Here is a 20731-nt window from a genome sequence, read left to right on the forward strand (position 1 = left end):
AAGGGCATCCGGCGTTAACCGGATGCCCTCATCTATCTCCCCTTTTTCATAATTTCTCTGTAATATCAGTTATATTACTCTGCGGTCTCGGATGCTCTCGCAGCCACTTCCTTGGCCTGTACGTCTGCCGGAGCCTGCTCGTAGCGGGCAAACTCGTAGGAGAATTCGCCGCTTCCGCCTGTCATGGAACGAAGATCTGTGGAGTAACCGAAGATCTCTGTCATCGGAACGTCTGCCACGACCTCCTGCTTGCCGCCTGCTACCGGATTCATTCCCAGCACACGGCCCCGGCGTTTGTTCAGATCGCCCATCACGTCTCCGGTATACTTATCGGGAACCGTCACGGTCATGGTCACGATCGGCTCCAGGAGAACCGGACCGGCGTCCATAAAGCCCTTCTTGAATGCCTGGCTTGCCGCGGTCTTGAAGGCCATCTCGGAGGAATCTACCGGATGATAGGAACCATCGTACAGAACGGCCTTAACGCCAACCACCGGATATCCGGCCAGAGGCCCCTTTACCACAGATTCCTGAATACCCTTTTCCACTGCCGGGAAGTAGTTTTTCGGAACCGCGCCGCCTACGACTACCTGCTCGAATACATAAGGTGTCTCCAGATCGCCGGAGGGCTCGAAGGTCATCTTTACGTGACCGTACTGGCCATGTCCGCCGGACTGCTTTTTATACTTGGAGTCCACGTCTGCTTTCTTCTTCAGGGTCTCGCGGAACGCCACCTTCGGCTTGGACAGCTCGATAGCTACCTTGAACTTCTCCTCCAGCTTGCTGACTACCACGTCCAGATGCTGGTCGCCCATGCCGTAGAGCAGAGTCTGTCGATTCTCGGAATCATTGACGTTCTTCAGGGTCAGATCCTCTTCCATCATCTTTGCCAGAGCCTGGGAAATCTTATCCTCATCGCCCTTATTCTTTGCCTTATATCTCATGTAGGTATAGGGCTTGGAAATCTCGGTTCTGCCGTACACGATGGGCGTAGCCTTGGTGGACAGGGTATCACCGGTCTTGGTATTCGCCAGCTTACCGATGGCTCCGATATCGCCTGCGTGAAGCTCGGTAATCTCAATGGGCTTATTGCCCTGCATGATGTACAGCTTGTTCAGCTTCTCCTCTGCATCCTTATCCTGGTTGTACAGAGTGTCGTCGGACTTGATGACGCCGGAGGATACCTTGATCAGGGAATACTTTCCGATAAAGGGATCCACGATAGTCTTGAATACATAAGCGGATTTCGCCTTGGAGAAGTCGTAATTCGCTTCGAAAATCTCATTTGTTTTGGTATTGATTCCGTTGCAGGGCTTCTTGTCCGGACTGGGGAACAGTTCCACGATATCATTCATCAGGTTGTGGATGTTACGGAGTTCGGTGCTGGAACCCATAGATACGGGAATCACGGTGCCATCGCATACATTGAACTTCATGGCTGCGCGAATCTCGCTGAAGGTGAACTCTTCACCGTTGAAATAACGCTCCATAAACTCATCGGAGGTCTCTGCCACCGCGTCCAGAAGGGCTTCCCGGCAGATGGCCAGGTTCTCTTTGGAATACTCGGGAATCTCACACTCCTCGCGCTGTCCAATACCGGTAAAACGCCGACCCGCCATCTTGCAGACATTGATGTAGCCCACGAACTTCTCATTTTCTCGGATGGGCTGATAGAAAGGAGCGATCTTTTTGCCGTACAGATCGGTCAGATCCTGTACCACCTGGCGGAAGGACGCGTGATCCACATCCATCTCGGATACGAAGAACATTCTCGGGAGTTTATACTTCTCGCAGAGATCCCATGCCTTCTGGGTGCCTACCTCCACACCGGCCTTACCGGATACGACGATGATGGCTGCGTCTGCCGCTGCCACTGCCTCTTCTGCTTCACCTACAAAATCAAAATATCCCGGAGCATCCAGGAGATTTACTTTACAATCCTGCCAGATCAGAGGAACCACAGATGTGGTAATGGAGAACTTTCTCTTAATCTCTTCCTTATCATAATCACTGATGGTATTGCCGTCAGTTACTTTTCCGATACGGGTGGTCAGACCGGATACATAAGCCATGGCCTCAACAAGACTGGTCTTGCCGCAGCCGCCGTGACCAAGAAGAACTACGTTACGAATTTTGTCAGTTGTGTAAATATTCATGCCTCTTCCTCCGATTACAATAATTTTATAGTTCCGGATATTTCATCTGTCAAAAAGAACATTCATTCAATGAAAGGCATCGGAACACCATGGATATATTTTACTAAAAGTCAGATAATATTTCAAGTCTTTTTATATATTTTTTACAAGTCATTTATTCTTCTTCCGATTTTTATACAGCAATTTGTAACGCGTCCGCATCACTTCTACACGTTAAAGTAAAATAGCGTTTGACATTTTCAACAAAAGACTTTAAACTAAATCCTTAGAGATTTCGTATATACAAAGGAGTTTTCAATTATGAACAGGAATACCATCGGCTTCATCGGACTCGGCCTCATCGGAGGCTCCATCGCAAAGGCCATTCGCGAATATTATCCGGAGGTCCACATGATGGCATATATGAGAAGTCAGGATACCCTGCAAAAGGCTGTGGCGGAGGGCATCATCGACGAGGCCTGCGCCGGGGTTGGCCCGGAGTTTGCTGCCTGTGATCTCATCTTTCTCTGCGCACCGGTCTCCACCAACGCCCGGTATCTGGAGGAACTGAAGCCTCTTCTGCCAAAAACCTGCCTTCTGACCGATGTGGGCAGCACGAAAACAGATATTCACCAAAAGGTGGAGGAGCTTGGTCTGACAGATCAGTTTATCGGAGGCCACCCCATGGCCGGTTCGGAAAAGACCGGTTATGAGAACGCCAAACCCCATCTGATTGAAAACGCTTATTATATTATTACTCCCGGAGAAGGTGTGCCGGAGAATACGGTACAGAATTTTGTGAGCTTCGTTGCTTCCCTGAAAGCGCTGCCGCTGGTTCTGGATTACCGGCAGCATGACTTTATCACAGCCTGCGTCAGCCATCTGCCCCACCTTATCGCCTCCTCCCTGGTGGAGCTGGTGAAGGATCTGGACGGTCCGGAGGAGCTGATGAAGCGGATCGCGGCGGGCGGATTCAAGGATATTACAAGAATTGCCTCCTCTTCTCCCGATATGTGGGAACAGATCTGCATGACCAATTCCGACAATATCCTGAAGGCCCTGGATCATTACCAGCAGCAGCTTTCCCGTCTCCGGTCGGAGATCACCGGAAAAGAGGCCGGAAAGATTCATGAATTCTTTGCAGCCTCCCGGGACTACCGGAATTCCATCCCCGAGGCTTCCGCAGGCCCTCTGAAGAAGACCTTTGCCTTCTACTGCGATATGGTGGATGAAGCCGGCGGTATCGCTACCCTGGCCACGATTCTGGCCTCCGGTGGCATCAGCATCAAAAATATAGGCATCATCCACAACCGGGAGTTCGAAGAGGCTGTACTCCGGGTAGAGCTCTACGAGGAAGAAGCCTATAAGAAGGCGGTGGAGCTGCTCCGCAGATATCGTTATACTATTTACGAGCGTTAAGCTTGCAAAAAAGGAGAACTTTTATGAAATTCACACGCACACAGAGCTTACACGGAGAAATTACCATCCCCGGAGATAAATCCATCTCCCACCGGGCGGTCATGTTCGGCTCCCTGGCGGAGGGAACTACAGAGGTCACCGGGTTCCTGCGGGGCGCGGATTGTCTTTCCACCATCGACTGTTTCCGGCGTCTCGGTATCTCCATCGAGGATAAGGGCGAACAAATCCTTATTCACGGAAAAGGCCTGCACGGACTTTCCGCCCCGGATCAGATTCTGGACGCAGGGAACAGCGGTACCACCACCCGCCTGATTTCCGGTATTTTAAGCGGTCAGACCTTTGAAACCACTCTGACCGGGGACGCATCCATCCAGAAGCGGCCCATGGGACGGATTATGGAACCTTTAAGTCAGATGGGTGCTTCTATCACCAGTCTTTCCGGAAACGGCTGCGCGCCCCTTCGCATCGACGGCCGTCCTCTGCACGGCATCCATTATACCACCAGAGTGGCTTCCGCCCAGGTGAAGTCCTCGATTCTTCTGGCCGGACTTTACGCAGACGCTCCCACCAGTGTCACGGAACCGGCTCTTTCCCGGAACCATTCGGAGCTCATGCTGAACTTCTTCGGAGCGGAAGTCAAAACAGAAGACACCACTGCCACCATTCAGCCGGAGCCGAAGCTTGCGGGACAGAAGGTACAGGTGCCGGGGGATATCTCTTCTGCAGCCTATTTCATTGCCGCAGGCTGCATCACGCCGGATTCGGAGATTTTGATCAAAAATGTGGGGACCAATCCCACCCGGGACGGAATCTTACGTGTCTGCGAAATGATGAACGCAGATGTGACGCGGCTTCATGAGAATGCGGACAGCGGAGAACCCACGGCGGATCTGCTGGTGCGTACCTCTTCCCTGAAGGGCTGTACCATCGAGGGCGCGCTGATTCCCACCCTCATCGACGAGCTTCCCGTTATCGCCGTTATGGCCTGCTTTGCCGAAGGAACTACGGTAATCCGGGACGCTGCGGAACTGAAGGTCAAGGAATCTGACCGGATCGCTGTTATGACGGAGAACCTTACCGCCATGGGTGCCAGGGTCACAGCTACCTACGACGGTATGATCATCGAGGGAGGTCATACCCTGCACGGCGCAGTCATCGACAGCCATCTGGATCACCGGATCGCCATGTCCTTCGCCATCGCAGCGCTGAATGCGGATGGCGAAACGGAGATTCAGGGGGCCGATTGTGTGAATATCTCCTATCCGGAATTTTATCGGGATCTGCTGAAGATTCAGAAATAAAAGGTTTTAAAAAAGGAGCGGAAATCCCTCAGGATTTCTGCTCCTTTAATAATTCCTCCAGAACCTGCGCCACGCCCTCGTCCTGATTGGAGGGGGCGATTCGATCCGCACACTTCTTTACAATCTCCGGGCTGTTGGCCACGGCCACGCCCAGTCCGGCGAATTCTATCATATCCATATCATTTTCCGCATTGCCAAAAGCCACGATCTCATCCGGCTGAATCTGCAGTCTGGCGGCCACTTCCCGCAGGGCCGCGCCTTTACCACCCTTTTCATTGGAGATCTCCAACCGGTAGGAAACGGAGGAAGTCACATAGATTCCGCCCAGGGTTTCCAGCTTTCCGATCCACTCGGCCCGCTCCATGGGACCGGAGGCAATGATATCCAGGGAATCCAGCTCATGCCGGTGCTCCCAGGCAAATGTCCTGGCGTCAGGGATGGACTTTCTTGTCCGGCGCAGATAGGGAACCACCCGGGCGGGAGCTCCATATACCACCGGATCCTCCAGATAGTCTGCTGACGCGTAGGGCTGTCCCTGAGTGAACACTTCGATGGCAGTCTCCGGCTCCTCTTTTAAAAGCTCCAGAAGCTGTTCCACCTTTTCCCCGTCCATGCAATAAGAGAATACCCGTTCTCCGACTGCCGGATCGTAGGTAGCCGCCCCGTTGGAGGTAATGGCGTAGGGAATCCCCCGAATGGAAAGCACTTCCTTCGGCAGCGCCGTATAGGCCCGTCCGCTGGCCACGATTACATGGAGCCCTCTTCGGATAGCTTCTTCCAGAGTTCTCCGGGTCCTGTCTGTCAGGCGGCTTTCGTCGTCCAGTGTGGTTCCGTCCAGGTCGAGAGCTATCATTTTGATCTTCTGCATTTCTATTCCGTCCTTTACTTTCCGTACCTATTTGATAAACATGGCATCCCCAAAGGAGAAAAAGCGATACCGTTCCTCCACCGCCTCCTGGTAGGCCTTCATAATGGTCTCCTTATCTGCGAATGCGGATACCAGCATCAGCAGGGTGGATTCCGGCAGGTGGAAGTTCGTAATCAGAGCGTCCATGATCTTAAACCGGTAGCCGGGATAGATGAAGATCTCTGTCCAGCCGCTGCCGGCCTTCAGGATACCATCCTCTCCGGTGGCTGACTCCAGCGTTCTGCAGCTGGTGGTCCCCACGCAGATGACCCGTCCTCCGGCCGCCTTGGTCTCATTGATGAGCTCTGCCTGATCCTCTTCCACCATGTAGAATTCTGAGTGCATATGATGCTGCGTCACATCATCCACCTTCACCGGGCGGAAGGTTCCCAGCCCCACATGAAGGGTCACATGAGCCAGCTTGACGCCCTTATCCTGAATCTGCTGCAGAAGCTCCGGCGTAAAATGGAGTCCCGCCGTGGGAGCTGCCGCGGAACCGTCGTGCTTGGCATAGACAGTCTGATAACGGTTTTTATCTTTCAGCTGATGGGTAATATAGGGAGGCAGGGGCATCTGTCCCAGCTGATCCAGGATCTCTTCAAAGATACCCTCGTACTCAAAGCGAATCAGACGGTTTCCCTCGTCCACCACATCCACGACCTCCGCCTTCAGAAGGCCGTCGCCAAATACAATCCGTGTACCGGGTCTGGCCTTCTTTCCAGGCTTCACCAGGGTCTCCCACACGTTATCCTGCTTCCGCTTCAGAAGTAGCACTTCGATGTGGGCTCCGGTATCTTCTTTTACGCCAAGCAGACGGGCCGGGATAACCTTGGTGTTATTGACCACCAGGCAGTCACCGGGATTCAGCTCGTCGATGATATCCCGGAACACTTTATGCTCTACCGTTCCGGTCTTTTTGTCCAACACCATCAGCCGGGAGCTGCTCCGATCCTCCAGCGGATCCTGGGCAATGAGCTCCTGGGGTAAATCATAGTAAAAATCACTTGTCTTCATACGTTTTGTTCAGTCCTTATTTTTATATGCTAAAACTTTCGTTTCTTAAACCAGTAGAGAATCACACCGACCACTGCAATGCTCAGAATAATCACATAGAGATAGCCGAACCGCCAGCCCAGCTCCGGCATATACTTGAAGTTCATGCCGTACCAGCCCACGATGAGGGTCAGCGGCTGGAAGATGATAGTCACCATGGTGAAAAGCTTCATGGTATTGTTCAGATTATAATTCAGGGTGGCGTCCATGGCCTCCCGAAGATGAATCAGGTTATCGCAGAGCAGCTGGGTATTGTTGCTGAGGCGCTCGGATTTGTCTGTGAAGATCTTGAAGTAACGCAGATCCTCTTCCTCGAACAGATCATTCTCGTTCTCCTGGAGAGACTCTCCGATGTCAATGAGCTGCTCGTAATAATTCTTCAGAGTGGAAAGCCGATTCCGCAGATCGAAAATCTCCGTATTCAGCTCCGGATCCACCTTGCCGTTTACCACTTCCCGCTCCATGGCAATGATCTGACGCTCGGTCATGACCAGACCCTTATTACCGCTGGAAAGCAGACGCTCCAGCACGCCGTAGATGACCTTCTCCATGGTGGCATTCTGACGGAAGCGGCCGATAGCATCCAGAAACATCTGGCGGATGCTGTCTTCCTTGTCGATGATTTTCACCACCACAAAGAGATTTTTCTTAATAAAGAAACCGATCCGGTTTCTCCGGGTACTCAGATTCAGAATGTCCACGATATTGATCATACCGAAGCTGAATTCGTCGTATACGTCAATACTGGTACGAAAATGGGTGAAATCCGTCATACAGTCCTTGACTGCCACCTCGGAAAGCCCCAGATCCCCGTAACAGTTCTTCAGCTCGTCCAGGGTCAGATAACCTACGCAGATATCGTGGAAATCCAACTGTTCCAGGGTGATTTCCCGAATTTCTTTATTATGAATGGAAAAAAACATCGTATCCTATACCCCTCTCGCCGTGTCCAGAATCTCCATAATCAGAAGGCTGTGCTCCAGCCGCTTTTTCACCCCGTCATAGTCTCCGGCGGTATAATAATCGGTAAAAGCCCGCAGCTCATCGTAAAAACGGAATTCCGAGTTCCGGAGGGCATAGGGAACCGCCTCTTTTTTATTCTCCTGATAAGAAAATTCTTCAAAGAGGCTGGGTTTGGATGGGCTGAAGATACAGCCCTTATCGCCCTGGATATTCACAGAGCAGGGAGCGCCGCAGTCCTTGGCGGCCACACACACGCACTGGAAATCCGGATACTCCAGAATCAGAATGCCGGAGGTATCCACATCCCGTTCCATATTGGGATAGTAATGGACCGTTTTCGGTCTGCCAAAGAGTCCGGCCACAAAATGAATATTGTATACATTCAGGTCAAAAAGGGCTCCGCCCGCTTTCTTCACATCAAAGACCGGCGCAATATCGCCCCGCTTGAAGGCTTCGTAGCGGCTGGAATACTGGGAGAAGTTGAGCTGGACGATCTTGATATCCCCCAGGCCCGGCAGAAGCTCCCGTACCTTCTGATAGTTGGGGTTATACTGGATGGTGATGGCTTCAAAGATCATCAAACCCTTTTTCTCCGCCAGCTCCGCCAGCTCCCGGGCCTCTGCCCGGTTCACACAGAAGGGCTTCTCCATAATCACATGTTTTCCCGCTTCCAGGGCCTGCTTACCGAAGCTGTAGTGAAGATCGTTGGGCACCGGAAGATAAAGTACATCCAGAGAGTCATCAGCCAGAAGCTTTTCGTAGCTGTCATAGGCTTTTGGAATGTGATATGCCTCGCATAGTTTCCGTCGCTTTTCTTCCTTTCTGGCAAAAAGCGCGCAGATTTCCATCTCCGGGATCTGCTTTGCCGCGTCCAGAAACCAGGGTACTGTCATCCCTGCTCCCGTTATTCCAACTCTCATAAAACCTGCCCCTTTCTCATATTATATTATTTGAATCCGGATGCGGATTTCTACAGACTCATGACAAAGCTGAGCTGCTCATCGTCTGAATCCCCACTGGGATAATAATCCACGGAAAAGCTTTTCACGCCATCCCGTACCTGTACTACCTTGAAGTACCGCAGCTGACGCCCGGCCGGCAGATAGTTATAGTCCGCTCCCTCGAAGAGATATACGGTATCGTCTTTGGGTTCCTCCTCTCTGCCGGTGTCGGTGGGCCACCAGTCCAGTACATCGTCACGGTTTCCCTTGGTATCATTGAAATAAACGCCGTAATATTCGTCTCCGTACCTGGATGCATTTCCCTGATTGGTTACCTTAAACTCCAGCCGGTAAAAGGAATAACCTTCTTCCGCCTGCACGCCCTCGTAAGTATCCCCCAGGGCCTTGCTGCCCGCCGGGGCAAAAATACAGTAGTAGCCCTTGCTCTCCGAAGCGCCCCAGACGCTCTGCCGGATCCATAAGGATACGGTATTCGCCAGAAAGATAATGCCAAGGGCCAGAAAAATGATACCCAGAACCTGGAAAATCGAAACACTGCTTTTGAGCTTATTCTGCATGTTCCGTACCTCCTTCTGTATCCTCCTCCGCCGCGTTTTCAACGATACTATCCTCCGCTGCCGGATCGGATGTTTCCTCCGTCCCTTCGCCGTAAGAATCTTTGGAAGGATTCAACGGCGTGATGGACAGTTCGATCTGATGCGTGCGAAGAAGGTTCCCACCGTCCCAGTCGCTGCAGTCGTATTCATCCAGCCAGAACACCGCGGCAGTGACCCAGTCAGGAACCAGAAAACCGATCCAGCCGTCGCAGGAAGTCTCTCCCTTCAGTGCCCTCTCATCCAGGGCGGGGTAGACACCCAGCATCTGGGCATAGGGCTCAAAGTCATAGGAAGAAATACATTGAAGATAGCCGGTAGGATCCACACTCAGGTACATGCCATAGATCTCATTATAGTCCTCGTACTTTCCATCGCTGGTTCCCCGCAGATGAACCGCTATCACCTTCGTTCCTTCCTTCAGGCTGGGAAGAACGCTGCGATCTGCTACTTCCTTGCATTCCACCACCTCCAGGGTCATGGAATCCTGAAATTCAAAAGAGGTGCCCGGACTATGTTCTACGCTTTCCAGATAGGGTTCTGAAGAAGTATCTGATACAGCAGCGGTCGTCCTGGGACGCACTGCCATATAAACCGCAGAACCGATCAGCATAAAAATGCTAGCGATAAAGAACAGAACCCCAAAGACAAACAGGCCCACGCCCTTTTTCTTTGCGGTCTCCCCGGCGTAGGCCGTATGGGCATAACCGTCCTCCTGATAAGTATAGCTGTCTTCCTGATAGCCGGCCCGGTGCTCCTCGCCGGGATGGGAGCTGTACTCCCTGTGGTCTCTGTGGCATTCCTCGTCGGAGCTGTCGGAAAACCGGTCGTGGAGGGCTTCATGCTGCTCCTCCATGGTTTCTCTTCTGTTAAAGCAGCCGCATTTGGGGCAGATGCCGTAGTATTTCTCATAATCAAAGTTTTTGTTGCAGTTGTAGCAGCGCATAGGCGGCCTCCCTCTACTCCCAGGGGAGCTGTGAATTTTCGATCTTTTTATCCCGGAGCATCAGTTCGCTCACAGCTTCCTTCGGGGATTTATTTTCAAATAATACCTTGTTTACCTGCTCGATGATGGGAATCTCGATCTGATACTTCCGGGCCAGCGCCATGGCTGCCTTGGCGGAATAGACGCCCTCCACCACCATCTTCACCTCGTCCATGGCCTCCTGCATGGAACGTCCCTGTCCCATGAGATAGCCTGCCTTCCGGTTCCGGCTGTGGACTGAAGCGCAGGTCACAATGAGGTCGCCGATGCCGGAAAGGCCGTTAAAGGTCTCCTGACGGCCGCCCATGGCGGTGCCGATGCGGCTCATCTCTGCGATACCGCGGGTGATCAGGGCTGCTTTGGTATTGTCGCCATAGCCCAGTCCGTCGGCAATACCCGCCGCCAGGGCGATGACATTTTTCAGGGCTCCGCCCAGCTCGATGCCCAACATGTCCGGGCTGGTGTATACACGGAATACCCGGCTCATGAAAAGATTTTGGATGTACTCTGCTGTCTCCCGGTCATGGGCTCCCGCCACCACCGTGGTGGGCAGACCGCGGCTCACCTCCTCTGCATGACTGGGACCGGACAGAACCGCAGCCCGACAGTTCGGGATCTCGTCCTCGATCACTTCCGTCATAATCTTCAGGGTACTTTCCTCGATGCCCTTGGATACGCATACGATAAGCTGTCCGTCCGCCACAAAGGGGGACATATTCCTAGCTGTACTGCGGATGCAGGCGGAAGGAACCGCCAGTACCAGCATATCCATTCCCCGGATTGCCTGCTCCAGATCGCCGGTAATCTGAATCTCTTCGGGAATCTTTACGCCCGGAAGCTTTCCCGGAAGCTCCCGTTCTTTTAAAAGACTTTTCACCGAAGCTTCCGAATGAGACCAGAGGGTTACTTCGTGTCCGTTCTGATGAAGCACCAGAGCCAGGGCTGTTCCCCAGCTGCCCGCTCCGATAACGCCTGTCTTTGCCATAGTTTACTCTCCCACTATTTCTGAATATTCGCTGCTGTTATTTTGCTTTCTGTCCCAGCTTACTCTCGGTGCCGCTCAAAAGCCTTCCAATGTTCTTACGGTGGCGGAAAATAGCCATCAGACACAGGAAAACAGTGATTGCATAAAGCTCATAGAGATGTCCCTGAGACAGCCCCCACTTTCCCTGCTGCCCAAACAGAATTGTCCCCACCGGCAGCCAGATGCTGACCAGAATGGAACCCAGGGATACATAACGGGTCGCGCCTACGGCGCCTCCAAATAATACAACAGCCACCAGGGTCATCACCGGATCCAGGGACAGGTACAGACCTGCGGTAGCCGCAATGCCCTTTCCGCCCTTAAACTTCAGATAAAAAGGAAAGTTATGTCCCAAAATCACACCCAGGGCTGCGTACATTCCCAGAAGCACGCCCATATGTTCATCCGGATAACGGCCCGCAAACAGGGCGCGTACCAGAAGCACCGCAAAGACACACTTAAAGCAGTCTCCCAGCAGGGTAATAAGGCCTGCCTTCCAGCCAAGCGTCCGGAGCGCGTTGGTGGCTCCCGCGTTGCCGCTTCCATGCTGGCGGATATCCGTACCTTTTAATTCTCCATAGATATAACCGGTCTGAAACAGACCGAACACATAGCCGATGGCCACACATGCCAGACGTATCACTGCTGATCACCCTTTCTTTCCCGAATCAGGAACCGCAAAGCAGTTCCCTTGAAGCCGAAAGCATCCCGGATCTTGTTCTCCAGATATCTGGTGTAGGAGAAGTGCATCAGCTCCTTGTCATTTACGAAAATGACGAAGGTAGGCGGCTTCACTGCCACCTGTGTAATATAGAAGAGCTTCAGGCGCTTGCCTTTGTCTGAGGGCGGCTGCTGCAGAGCCACAGCTTCGGTCATGATCTCGTTCAGAACACCGGTTGCCACCCGAAGGTTCTGATTCTGAATGACCATATCAATCAGTTCAAACAGCTTCGGCAGACGCTGTCCGGTTACCGCAGAGATAAACGTAATCTCCGCATAAGGCATATATGCTAAAATATTGCGGATTTTATTGGTATATTCATAGACGGTCTTGTCGTTCTTTTCGATGGCGTCCCACTTATTTACGGCGATGATAATGCCCTTGCCCCGCTCATGGGCGATGCCCGCGATCTTTGCGTCCTGCTCGGTGACGCCCTCTTTCGCGTCAATGACCAGAATCACCACGTCGGCCCGCTCCACCGCTGTCACAGTGCGGATGATGCTGTAACGCTCCAGTTCTTCCTTGATCTTATTCTTGCGGCGAAGGCCTGCCGTATCGATAAAGATATAGTCCTTTCCGTTCCGGCGTACCTCAGTATCAATGGCATCCCGAGTGGTGCCTGCGATATTGGATACAATCACCCGGTTCTCGCCGATGAGCTTATTGATAATCGAAGATTTTCCCACATTGGGCTTTCCCACAATGGCAATACGGGGACGGTCGTCCTCCTCGATCTCGCCGGTCTGCTTTGGGAAATGCTTTACCACCTCGTCCAGCATATCGCCGATGCCCAGACGGGAGGCTGCGGAAATGGGCACCGGATCGCCGATCCCCAGGTTATAGAATTCATAGGTGTCTGCCATAAACTTCTGGAAGCTGTCCACCTTATTCACAGCCAGTACCACGGGTTTCCGGGAGCGTCGCAGCATGTCCGCCACTTTGGAATCCGCGTCCACCAGGCCCTGGCGTACGTCTGCCAAGAAAATAATCACGTCGGCGGTGTCGATGGCAATCTGAGCCTGCTCCCGCATCTGGGACAGGATGATATCGCTGCTGTCCGGTTCGATTCCGCCGGTGTCAATCAGGGTGAAGGCGTGGTCAAGCCAGGTTACATCTGCGTAGATGCGATCTCTGGTCACGCCGGGGGTATCCTTTACAATAGAAATATTCTCTCCGGCCAGGGCGTTGAAAAGGGTGGATTTACCCACATTGGGACGCCCCACGATGGCTACGATGGGTTTACTCATATACTTGTTCTCCTGTTCTTATATTCTGTATTCTGACTGCAGATTCGGACATTCAGGCCTTACTGCCGCCGACCACGGCCTCCACAAAGGCTTTTCCGTCTGATTTTACAATAGTTATAGGAACTTGTAAAGTCCCTGACAGCTGGGCCACGGTCATGTCATCCAGGAATACCTGCTCTCCGCTTTTCAGCATATGATCGCCAAGGAGAAGCTCCGCGCCCAGATCAAGGCCTGAAAGCTGCTTCGCCAGATCCTGTCCGGTCAGAAGCCCCGCCACGGTGATCTTTCCGCCGAAGAATTCATTTTTGATGGCCTGTATCTGCAGATCGATCCCCGGATATTTCTTCGTGATATCATCTCCGATCTCCCGGAGAATGGGCGCCGCCAGCTCTCCGGTGGCGATGGTCACCCGGCGTTTCCGGTCGTCTCCCTGACGCTCTGCCAGCTCCGCTGCAGTCTCCTCCCGGAGAAGACGTACCATACCCACACCGTTTTCCAGCTGAAGATAGCCATCGTAGGTTTCTTCCTCCGGAATTTCCCGCTCTGCCAGCAGATACCATTCGTCGCCCGCATGGATAAAATGGGTGCCGTATTCCCGGTAAATCCGCTCCTGCCAGCTGTGAATCAGATCCAGCACTTGCTCCGCGTCCTCCCGGGTAAAGGGTTCCAGGGGATACAGACCGTCCCGGTAACGGGTCAGTCCCACAGGAACCACCGATACGCTTTGCAGATAAGGAAGATATTGGGTCAGCTGCTCGATGGAATGATTCAGTTCCTCTCCGTCATTGACTCCTTTACACAGAACGATCTGGCCGTTCATGATGATTCCGGCCTCATAAAACTGGTCTACCTTTTTCAGGGCCTCTCCGGCGAAGCGGTTATGCAGCATCTTACAGCGAAGCTCCGGATTCATGGTCTGGAAGGAAATATTGATGGGCTCCATCCGGTAGGTGATGATTCGATCCACATCCTCCTGGCTCATATTGGTTAATGTCACATAGTTTCCCTGCAGGAAGGAAAGTCTGGAATCGTCATCCTTAAAATACAGGGTCTTCCGCATGTTCTTCGGCAGCTGATCGATAAAACAGAAAATACACTTATTACTGCAGGAACGGTAATCGTCCATCATACCGTTCTCGAACTCGATACCCAGATCGTCTTCATATTCCTTTTCGATCTCCAGTTCCCATTCTTCTCCATCGGGCTTCCGTACCACGATCTCCAGATATTCTTCGTTGATCAGATAATGATAATCCAAAACGTCCCGGACCGGCTGGCCGTTCACTTCCACCAGTACGTCTCCCGGCTCCAGCTCCAGTTCCTCCGCGATACTTCCCGGTTCTATACTTTTAATTACATGTTCTCTTATCTTTTTCATAAAAGCTCCTCTTCTTTACCATATTACATCATACCTTATTTGAAAATAAAAAGCAATCTGTCTTGACGATCTGCCCCTGAAAATGGTATAAATTTATATGTAGTATGTTTTTTAATACTAACTTCAATTACGTCACACTTTTGGAGGACTCTCATGTCAGAAAATAACCAGTTTGATAACATTTTACCGGTAGCACCGCTGAAAATCGCAGCTCTGGAAAGCTGCAGGGAATTTGCGGAAAAGGTAGACCGCTACCTCGTGGATTTCCGCAGAACCGCGAACACCCAGCACCGGGACAACGTCTATTTTCAGGAATACGCGCAGGATTCCTACCTGATCGACTGTTCCTGCCCCCGGTTCGGTACGGGCGAAGCAAAAGGCCGTCTGGGCGAATCCGTCCGTGGAAGCGATTTATTCATCATGGTGGATGTATGCAATTACAGTCTGACCTACACCGTATGCGGCCAGGTCAATCACATGTCTCCCGATGATCATTATCAGGATCTGAAGCGTATCATCTCCGCTGCCACCGGAAAGGCACACCGGATTAATGTGGTCATTCCCTTCCTTTACGAGGGACGTCAGCACCGCCGTACCCGCCGGGAGTCTCTGGACTGCGCCCTTGCCCTGCAGGAGCTTCAGAATATGGGAGTTCAGAATATCATCACCTTTGATGCCCATGACCCCAGAGTACAGAATGCCACTCCTCTGAATGGTTTTGATAATTTCCAACCACCCTATCAGTTCATGAAAGCGTTGCTTCGCACTGAGCCGGATCTCCGGGTGGATAACGATCACCTGATGATCATCGCTCCCGACGAGGGCGCCATGGAACGCGCGGTCTACTTCTCCAACGTACTTGGCATCGACCTGGGTATGTTCTATAAGAGAAGAGACTACTCCACCGTCGTAAACGGCAAGAACCCCATCGTGGCCCATGAGTTCCTGGGTGATTCCCTGGTGGGCAAGGATGTCATCATCATCGACGATATGATTTCCTCCGGCGGAAGCATGCTGGACGTGGCAAAGCAGATGAAGGAGCGGGGAGCCCGCAATGTCTATGTATGCTGTACCTTCGGTCTCTTCACCGACGGCTTCGACAAATTCGATGAATATTACGAGAAGGGTTACATCAAGCGTATCGTGACCACGAACCTGAACTACCGCTCTCCGGAGCTTCTTTCCAAACCCTACTATGCAGAGGCAGACATGACCAAGTTCCTGGCTACCATCATTGATACCCTGAATCACGATACTCCGGTCGGAAAGATCAACAATCCCACGGAGAAAATTCGCAAACTTCTGGAGAAGCAGAACGCTTAAAGCCGGGTCCGGATCATCGCATCCGGATGAAAGGATCAGAAAAGGAGTTGTACACGGAATGTTCCGTGTATAGCTCCTTTTTTAACCGGCCTTTTCACTGGCCCTGCTGTTCTATGCTTTGCTGATACACTTCTGTATTTAATACGCCTTCTCTTTCAGCATCAGGAAGGCGCCCAGATTTCCCCGCTTTCCATGAGAAGCCCGGTGACTGAATAAAAGCCGGGGATTACAGCAGGTGCAGAGATCGGTGACCTCCACATGCTCCGGGAGGATGCCCGCCTCTTCCAGAATCCGTTCATTGGCTTTCCATAGATTCAGCTGATACTTCCCGTTTTCTTTCGCATAAAAGAGTTCCGGCCACAGTTCTTCCCGGAATGCCTTTTGAAATTCCAGGATCACATCCCCGCTGACCTCATAGCAGCTCTGGCAGATGGAGGGACCGATGGCGGCCCGGATATCTGTGGCCTCACATCCGTAGACCTCCCGCATCTTCTCTACGGTCTTCTTTCCCATCTTTCCCACAGTTCCCCGCCAGCCGGAATGGGACAGGCCGATGACCCGGCGCACCGGATCCACAAAGTATAAAGGCACACAGTCCGCGTAAAAGGTGGCCAGGGCCAGACCCGATACATCCGTTATCAGACCATCCACATCGGTATAATCTTTGGGACAGGTAAATCCCTTTCCCCGATCCGCTTCTGTCACCACCCGTATGTTTGTAGTATGGGTCTGATCCGAGCAGACCAGATTTTCGCAGGAAAAGCCCATAGCCCGGCCCAGCCGCCGGTAATTCTCCCGCACATCCTCTTCCTTATCACCTCTGGAAAAGCTCACATTCATGGTGGCGCAGTCTCCTTTACTGACCCCGCCAAGCCTGGTAGAAAAACCGTGAATCACTATCCCCGTTTCTTCCAGCAGCGGAAAGGTCAAAAAGGGAACTCCCTCATTCGTTCTTAATCTCATGTTCATCCTCCCTGATAGGGAAACGCGTCCCGGATCACCTGTATAACCGTTCCCTGAATGGCCGCCACATCAAAGCGACAAGGCCGGTTATCCGGGATCCGGTGGACCATCCGATAATAATCGGCCACTTTGCAGATGGTCAGCTGCTTTTTCCGATTTACAGCTTCCGCAGGTGTACCGAAATCCGCATTTTTCCGGTACTTGACTTCCACAAATACAAGTGTGCTGCCGTCCCGGGCGATGAGATCGATCTCGCCCAGGCGGCAGCGAAAATTCCGTTCCAGTATCTGATAGCCCTGCTTTTCCAGAAAAGCAGCGGCCAAAGCTTCCTCTTTTGTGCCGATTTGACGGCGGTTTTGCATAGAAGCCTCCCTAAGCTATTTACATAAAGTTTTTGATAAAGCTGCGGCGGTGAATGGGCGTCGGACCCAGCTCTTTCAATGCAGAAATATGCTGTGCAGAGCCATAGCCCTTATTAGAAGCGAAGCTATAGCCCGGATAGATGGACTCATACTCCACCATCATCCGGTCTCGGGTCACCTTGGCTATGACGCTGGCCGCCGCGATGGACAGGCTTTTAGCGTCTCCTTTGATGATGGGTACCTGATAGATCCCCACCTGGGGAATGGTCACAGCGTCGTTCAGGAGCACCTCCGGCCGCACCGACAACTTTCCGATGGCCAGCCGCATGGCCTCATAGGTGGCCTGAAGAATATTAATCTCATCGATCCGTTCCGGACCGATGACACCGATTCCCGTGGCCACAGCCATTTCCATAATCTCGTCATAGAGAAGCTCCCGCCGTTTCTCCGTAAGCTTCTTGGAGTCGTTCAGATAAAGGATCTCGCAGTCCGCCGGAAGGATCACCGCTCCCGCCACCACCGGACCGGCCAGGGGGCCGCGGCCTACCTCGTCAATGCCGCAGACAGCGCCATAAGAGGCATACTGCCGCTCAAAGGTACGCATCCCCTCCAGACGTTCCCGCTCTTTTTGCAGTTTTTCCGCTTTTCGCTGCTCCCGTTCCAGGCGCAGCTGTTCTGTCTTTGTCATGCCTGTTCTGTCCTGTTTTTCTACCTTATCCTAGTTACTGATGTTTCAGGATACCAAAGGAACTGAGAGGCCAGATCCGAAGCCAGGCTCTTCCCACGATTTCCTTCCGGTGAATCAATGCCACGCTGGGGTCGCGGCTGTCGGAGCTGTAGTTACGGTTGTCTCCCAATACAAAGTACTCGTCATCCCCCAGGGTAATGGGTTCCGCTGCCAGGCCCGCATCCTGCATGACCTCCCGGCCATAGGACTCCTGCAATACTTCACCGTTGATATAGATCTCTCCGTCCACGATCTGTACGGTCTCTCCCGGCAGTCCGATGATACGCTTGATGTAATAGGTATTATCCTTATAACGGAAGGGGAACACAATGATATCATAGCGTTCCGGAGCATGGAAGCGATAGGTAACCTTATCCACGATCAGCTGATCGCCGTCATCCAGGGTATTCTCCATAGACTCTCCGCTCACATGGGTACGCTGTCCCACAAAGGTAATGATGAGAAAGGTCACAGCCAGCACGATTCCCACGTATACCAGCATGCCCAGAAGCTCCCTCATCACATCTGGCTTTTCTTCCTCTATGTAATCTTCTGTTCTGTTCTTTCTGCCCATAGTCCGCCTCCTTATGCTTCCACTGCTCCGGGCAGCTCCAGTGTGATTTTACCCAGCTTTCCGTTTCGAAACTCCTCCAGAAGTATGGCGGCCGCCTTCTGCAGATCCGGGGCTCCGCCTTTTTGCAGACAGCCCCTCCGGGCAGCCACCTCTCCCAACAGCTCCACTTCCGCAAGCGCTTCCTCCACGCCGTAACGTTCTTTTAAGACGCCCGGATATTGTCCCTTCAGATACTTCAGAAGCTCCAGGGAAAGTTCTTCTGTATTCAATACCTCTTCTTTAATGGAGCCAATCATGGCCAGCTTCAGACCCACCTCCGGATCCTCAAACTTGGGCCAGAGGATACCCGGCGTATCCAGAAGCTCCACCTGCTTGTTCAAACGGACCCACTGAGCTCCCTTGGTGACGCCCGGCTTATTGCCGGTCTTGGTACAGGCCTTGCCCGCAAAGCTGTTGATAAAGGTGGACTTGCCCACATTGGGAATACCAGCCACCATGGCGCGAACCGGACGGTTCAGGATACCGCGCTTTCGATCCCGCTCAATCTTTTCTTTGCAGGCCTCCTGAATAGCCCCATTGATGGCCTTGAGACCGGAACCGCTCCTGGAGTTCAACTTCACCACCTGAAAGCCCTTGGCACGGAAATGGGTGCTCCAGACCTCCGTAGCTGCGTCGTCTGCCAGGTCTGCCTTATTCAGAAGCAGAAGGCGCGCTTTATTCTTTCCAAGCTCATCAATATCAGGATTCCGGCTGCTCTGGGGTACGCGGGCGTCCACCAGCTCGATCACCAGATCCACCAGTTTGATATTTTCCTGCATCATTCTTCTGGCCTTGGTCATATGACCCGGATACCACTGTATATTCATCTTGACCCTCTCTTATTTTCCAAACTGTCCTGTTTTGCAGTCTCTATTTCAAAAATCCGAAGCGTTCTCCAGGGGTCAGGATAAACCATGCCTTACCCAGGATATTTTTCTTTTCCACATTTCCGATGTCCGCGCTTCGGCTGTCCTCGCTGTTATTCCGGTTATCACCCAACACAAAGTATTCGTCCTGGCCCAGGGTCACGCCCTCTTCTGCCAGTCCCGCGTCCTTCATACTCTCGGTCTGTACCGGTTCGTCCAGCACCTGGCCGTTCACAAATACCCGGCCGCTCTCAATGGTCACCGTATCGCCGGGCTTTCCCACCACGCGTTTCACATGGTAGTGGGCGTTTATATTTCCGTTTGGACGGAATACGATCAGATCTCCGTAATCCGGAGACTTTACCTCATAGACCAGCCGGTTGATCAGCACCCTGTCTCCACTGTACAGAGTCGGCTCCATGGACTGTCCCACATTACTCAGAGAGTAACCGAAAAAGTATACCAGAATACAGCCTATGACGAAGGCCAGTGCCGCTTCCCCGATCCAGACCAGGATCCCCTGAAGCGCCGACAGATCCACTCTTTTTTTCCTGCGTCGGAAATTCAGTCCTCTCATCTTCTCCTCCTGTCCCTTCTATAAAATGGAATTCTATAAAACGTCCACATGAAAGAAAAAGGGAGAATTTTCATTCTCCCCTTTTTCGAAATTATTTTACAAGTTCTTTTACCTTCGCGCGCTTTCCTACACGTCCTCTTAAGTAGTTCAGCTTTGCACGTCTTACTTTACCATGACGAACAACTTCTACCTTCTCTACGTTCGGGGAATGCAGCGGCCATGTCTTCTCAACACCAACACCGTTGGAATTCTTTCTTACAGTAAAGGTAGCGCGAGCTCCGCCGCCCTGCTTCTTCAGTACGATACCCTCGAATACCTGAATACGCTCACGGTTTCCCTCTTTGATCTTACCGTAAACCTTTACGGTATCTCCTACCTTGAACTCCGGTACTTCAGCCTTCAGCTGCTCAGCCTCAATGTTCTTAATAATCTCGTTCATTTCGTTGTCTCCTCCTTGTTTTCTGGATGTTCTTACCGCCAGTACGAAGGACCCGAAACCGCACCGGAGGCCGGCGCGTATCTGTCTCGCTTCTCTCTCGAATATATCGCATATATATCAAAAGATGCCCTTTTCCGTCTGCTGCAGCAGCGGACCATCTGCTCTTTATCACA

Annotated in this window: 20 protein-coding genes and 1 pseudogene; 3 read left to right on the forward strand and 18 right to left on the reverse strand. The window is 52.3% G+C overall.

The window, feature by feature from the left end; all coding sequences use genetic code 11:
• Positions 1 to 74: 74 nt before the first annotated feature.
• Positions 75 to 2156: an elongation factor G gene (locus tag H8S44_RS08935; protein WP_186872189.1), complete on the reverse strand. Its 2082-nt coding sequence runs from the start codon at positions 2154 to 2156 to the stop codon at positions 75 to 77.
• A gap of 300 nt (positions 2157 to 2456) precedes the next feature.
• Between H8S44_RS08935 and H8S44_RS08940 the strand changes: the two genes are divergently transcribed.
• Positions 2457 to 3554 (forward strand): prephenate dehydrogenase, encoded by a 1098-nt coding sequence (locus H8S44_RS08940; RefSeq protein WP_186872190.1) that lies wholly within the window; start codon positions 2457 to 2459, stop codon positions 3552 to 3554.
• 23 nt (positions 3555 to 3577) lie between these two features.
• A complete protein-coding gene (aroA, locus tag H8S44_RS08945) occupies positions 3578 to 4855 on the forward strand; it encodes a 3-phosphoshikimate 1-carboxyvinyltransferase (RefSeq protein WP_186872191.1) in 1278 nt (425 codons plus the stop codon).
• A 28-nt stretch (positions 4856 to 4883) separates the two neighbouring features.
• Here the strand turns inward: aroA and H8S44_RS08950 are convergent, their stop codons facing one another.
• The 10 genes from H8S44_RS08950 to H8S44_RS08995 are packed head-to-tail and all read right to left on the reverse strand — an operon-like array spanning position 4884 to position 14688.
• The gene (locus tag H8S44_RS08950) at positions 4884 to 5723 is read right to left on the reverse strand and encodes an HAD family hydrolase (protein WP_186872192.1); all 840 of its coding nucleotides are present in this window, start codon (positions 5721 to 5723) and stop codon (positions 4884 to 4886) included.
• 27 nt (positions 5724 to 5750) lie between these two features.
• Positions 5751 to 6776: a tRNA preQ1(34) S-adenosylmethionine ribosyltransferase-isomerase QueA gene (gene queA, locus H8S44_RS08955; RefSeq protein WP_186872193.1), complete on the reverse strand. Its 1026-nt coding sequence runs from the start codon at positions 6774 to 6776 to the stop codon at positions 5751 to 5753.
• 29 nt (positions 6777 to 6805) lie between these two features.
• On the reverse strand, positions 6806 to 7738 hold the full coding sequence (locus H8S44_RS08960) for a magnesium transporter CorA family protein (protein ID WP_186872194.1): 933 nt from the start codon (positions 7736 to 7738) through the stop codon (positions 6806 to 6808).
• A 6-nt stretch (positions 7739 to 7744) separates the two neighbouring features.
• Positions 7745 to 8698, reverse strand: coding sequence for a Gfo/Idh/MocA family protein (locus H8S44_RS08965; protein WP_186872195.1), 954 nt, complete (start codon positions 8696 to 8698; stop codon positions 7745 to 7747).
• Between the two features lie 50 nt (positions 8699 to 8748).
• Positions 8749 to 9297 carry a hypothetical protein gene (locus H8S44_RS08970; protein WP_186872196.1) on the reverse strand — a complete coding sequence of 183 codons (549 nt, stop codon included), beginning with the start codon at positions 9295 to 9297 and terminating at the stop codon, positions 8749 to 8751.
• A complete protein-coding gene (locus H8S44_RS08975) occupies positions 9287 to 10279 on the reverse strand; it encodes a hypothetical protein (protein ID WP_186872197.1) in 993 nt (330 codons plus the stop codon). The genes H8S44_RS08970 and H8S44_RS08975 overlap by 11 nt, the downstream gene beginning before the upstream one ends.
• Before the next feature lie 13 nt (positions 10280 to 10292).
• Positions 10293 to 11303 (reverse strand): NAD(P)H-dependent glycerol-3-phosphate dehydrogenase, encoded by a 1011-nt coding sequence (locus tag H8S44_RS08980; RefSeq protein ID WP_186872198.1) that lies wholly within the window; start codon positions 11301 to 11303, stop codon positions 10293 to 10295.
• A gap of 37 nt (positions 11304 to 11340) precedes the next feature.
• Entirely contained in the window at positions 11341 to 11985 is a 645-nt protein-coding gene (plsY, locus tag H8S44_RS08985; RefSeq protein ID WP_186872199.1) for a glycerol-3-phosphate 1-O-acyltransferase PlsY, read from the reverse strand.
• On the reverse strand, positions 11982 to 13310 hold the full coding sequence (gene der, locus H8S44_RS08990; protein ID WP_186872200.1) for a ribosome biogenesis GTPase Der: 1329 nt from the start codon (positions 13308 to 13310) through the stop codon (positions 11982 to 11984). The genes plsY and der overlap by 4 nt, the downstream gene beginning before the upstream one ends.
• A gap of 52 nt (positions 13311 to 13362) precedes the next feature.
• On the reverse strand, positions 13363 to 14688 hold the full coding sequence (locus tag H8S44_RS08995) for a DUF512 domain-containing protein (protein WP_186872201.1): 1326 nt from the start codon (positions 14686 to 14688) through the stop codon (positions 13363 to 13365).
• Between the two features lie 153 nt (positions 14689 to 14841).
• Between H8S44_RS08995 and H8S44_RS09000 the strand changes: the two genes are divergently transcribed.
• Positions 14842 to 16011: a ribose-phosphate pyrophosphokinase gene (locus tag H8S44_RS09000; protein WP_186872202.1), complete on the forward strand. Its 1170-nt coding sequence runs from the start codon at positions 14842 to 14844 to the stop codon at positions 16009 to 16011.
• A gap of 138 nt (positions 16012 to 16149) precedes the next feature.
• Here H8S44_RS09000 and pgeF read toward each other — a convergent pair whose 3' ends face one another.
• From pgeF to rplS, 7 genes and pseudogenes are all read right to left on the reverse strand, one after another.
• Positions 16150 to 16974: a peptidoglycan editing factor PgeF gene (gene pgeF / locus H8S44_RS09005; RefSeq protein ID WP_330593446.1), complete on the reverse strand. Its 825-nt coding sequence runs from the start codon at positions 16972 to 16974 to the stop codon at positions 16150 to 16152.
• 2 nt (positions 16975 to 16976) lie between these two features.
• A complete protein-coding gene (locus H8S44_RS09010; RefSeq protein WP_186872204.1) occupies positions 16977 to 17336 on the reverse strand; it encodes a YraN family protein in 360 nt (119 codons plus the stop codon).
• Between the two features lie 19 nt (positions 17337 to 17355).
• Positions 17356 to 18036, reverse strand: a pseudogene (locus H8S44_RS09015) (ribonuclease HII); the annotation flags it as partial.
• Between the two features lie 22 nt (positions 18037 to 18058).
• On the reverse strand, positions 18059 to 18637 hold the full coding sequence (gene lepB, locus H8S44_RS09020; RefSeq protein ID WP_186872206.1) for a signal peptidase I: 579 nt from the start codon (positions 18635 to 18637) through the stop codon (positions 18059 to 18061).
• An 11-nt stretch (positions 18638 to 18648) separates the two neighbouring features.
• Positions 18649 to 19503 (reverse strand): ribosome biogenesis GTPase YlqF, encoded by an 855-nt coding sequence (gene ylqF, locus H8S44_RS09025; protein ID WP_186872207.1) that lies wholly within the window; start codon positions 19501 to 19503, stop codon positions 18649 to 18651.
• A gap of 43 nt (positions 19504 to 19546) precedes the next feature.
• Complete coding sequence (gene lepB, locus H8S44_RS09030) at positions 19547 to 20119, reverse strand: signal peptidase I (RefSeq protein ID WP_186872208.1); 573 nt, start codon at positions 20117 to 20119, stop codon at positions 19547 to 19549.
• 91 nt (positions 20120 to 20210) lie between these two features.
• Complete coding sequence (gene rplS, locus H8S44_RS09035; protein WP_178038697.1) at positions 20211 to 20558, reverse strand: 50S ribosomal protein L19; 348 nt, start codon at positions 20556 to 20558, stop codon at positions 20211 to 20213.
• Positions 20559 to 20731 lie beyond the last annotated feature (173 nt).

Origin of the sequence: Anaerosacchariphilus hominis (assembly GCF_014290175.1) — a bacterium.
GTDB classification, from domain to species: domain Bacteria; phylum Bacillota; class Clostridia; order Lachnospirales; family Lachnospiraceae; genus Laedolimicola; species Laedolimicola hominis.

What these genes read in the sequence shown, in the direction of transcription:
- H8S44_RS08935 (WP_186872189.1), bottom strand. Translation starts at nt 2,156, where the DNA reads ATGAATATTTACACAACTGACAAAATTCGTAACGTAGTTCTTCTTGGT.
- H8S44_RS08940 (WP_186872190.1), top strand. Translation starts at nt 2,457, where the DNA reads ATGAACAGGAATACCATCGGCTTCATCGGACTCGGCCTCATCGGAGGC.
- aroA (WP_186872191.1), top strand. Translation starts at nt 3,578, where the DNA reads ATGAAATTCACACGCACACAGAGCTTACACGGAGAAATTACCATCCCC.
- H8S44_RS08950 (WP_186872192.1), bottom strand. Translation starts at nt 5,723, where the DNA reads ATGCAGAAGATCAAAATGATAGCTCTCGACCTGGACGGAACCACACTG.
- queA (WP_186872193.1), bottom strand. Translation starts at nt 6,776, where the DNA reads ATGAAGACAAGTGATTTTTACTATGATTTACCCCAGGAGCTCATTGCC.
- H8S44_RS08960 (WP_186872194.1), bottom strand. Translation starts at nt 7,738, where the DNA reads ATGTTTTTTTCCATTCATAATAAAGAAATTCGGGAAATCACCCTGGAA.
- H8S44_RS08965 (WP_186872195.1), bottom strand. Translation starts at nt 8,698, where the DNA reads ATGAGAGTTGGAATAACGGGAGCAGGGATGACAGTACCCTGGTTTCTG.
- H8S44_RS08970 (WP_186872196.1), bottom strand. Translation starts at nt 9,297, where the DNA reads ATGCAGAATAAGCTCAAAAGCAGTGTTTCGATTTTCCAGGTTCTGGGT.
- H8S44_RS08975 (WP_186872197.1), bottom strand. Translation starts at nt 10,279, where the DNA reads ATGCGCTGCTACAACTGCAACAAAAACTTTGATTATGAGAAATACTAC.
- H8S44_RS08980 (WP_186872198.1), bottom strand. Translation starts at nt 11,303, where the DNA reads ATGGCAAAGACAGGCGTTATCGGAGCGGGCAGCTGGGGAACAGCCCTG.
- der (WP_186872200.1), bottom strand. Translation starts at nt 13,310, where the DNA reads ATGAGTAAACCCATCGTAGCCATCGTGGGGCGTCCCAATGTGGGTAAA.
- H8S44_RS08995 (WP_186872201.1), bottom strand. Translation starts at nt 14,688, where the DNA reads ATGAAAAAGATAAGAGAACATGTAATTAAAAGTATAGAACCGGGAAGT.
- H8S44_RS09000 (WP_186872202.1), top strand. Translation starts at nt 14,842, where the DNA reads ATGTCAGAAAATAACCAGTTTGATAACATTTTACCGGTAGCACCGCTG.
- pgeF (WP_330593446.1), bottom strand. Translation starts at nt 16,974, where the DNA reads ATGAGATTAAGAACGAATGAGGGAGTTCCCTTTTTGACCTTTCCGCTG.
- H8S44_RS09010 (WP_186872204.1), bottom strand. Translation starts at nt 17,336, where the DNA reads ATGCAAAACCGCCGTCAAATCGGCACAAAAGAGGAAGCTTTGGCCGCT.
- lepB (WP_186872206.1), bottom strand. Translation starts at nt 18,637, where the DNA reads ATGGGCAGAAAGAACAGAACAGAAGATTACATAGAGGAAGAAAAGCCA.
- ylqF (WP_186872207.1), bottom strand. Translation starts at nt 19,503, where the DNA reads ATGAATATACAGTGGTATCCGGGTCATATGACCAAGGCCAGAAGAATG.
- lepB (WP_186872208.1), bottom strand. Translation starts at nt 20,119, where the DNA reads ATGAGAGGACTGAATTTCCGACGCAGGAAAAAAAGAGTGGATCTGTCG.
- rplS (WP_178038697.1), bottom strand. Translation starts at nt 20,558, where the DNA reads ATGAACGAGATTATTAAGAACATTGAGGCTGAGCAGCTGAAGGCTGAA.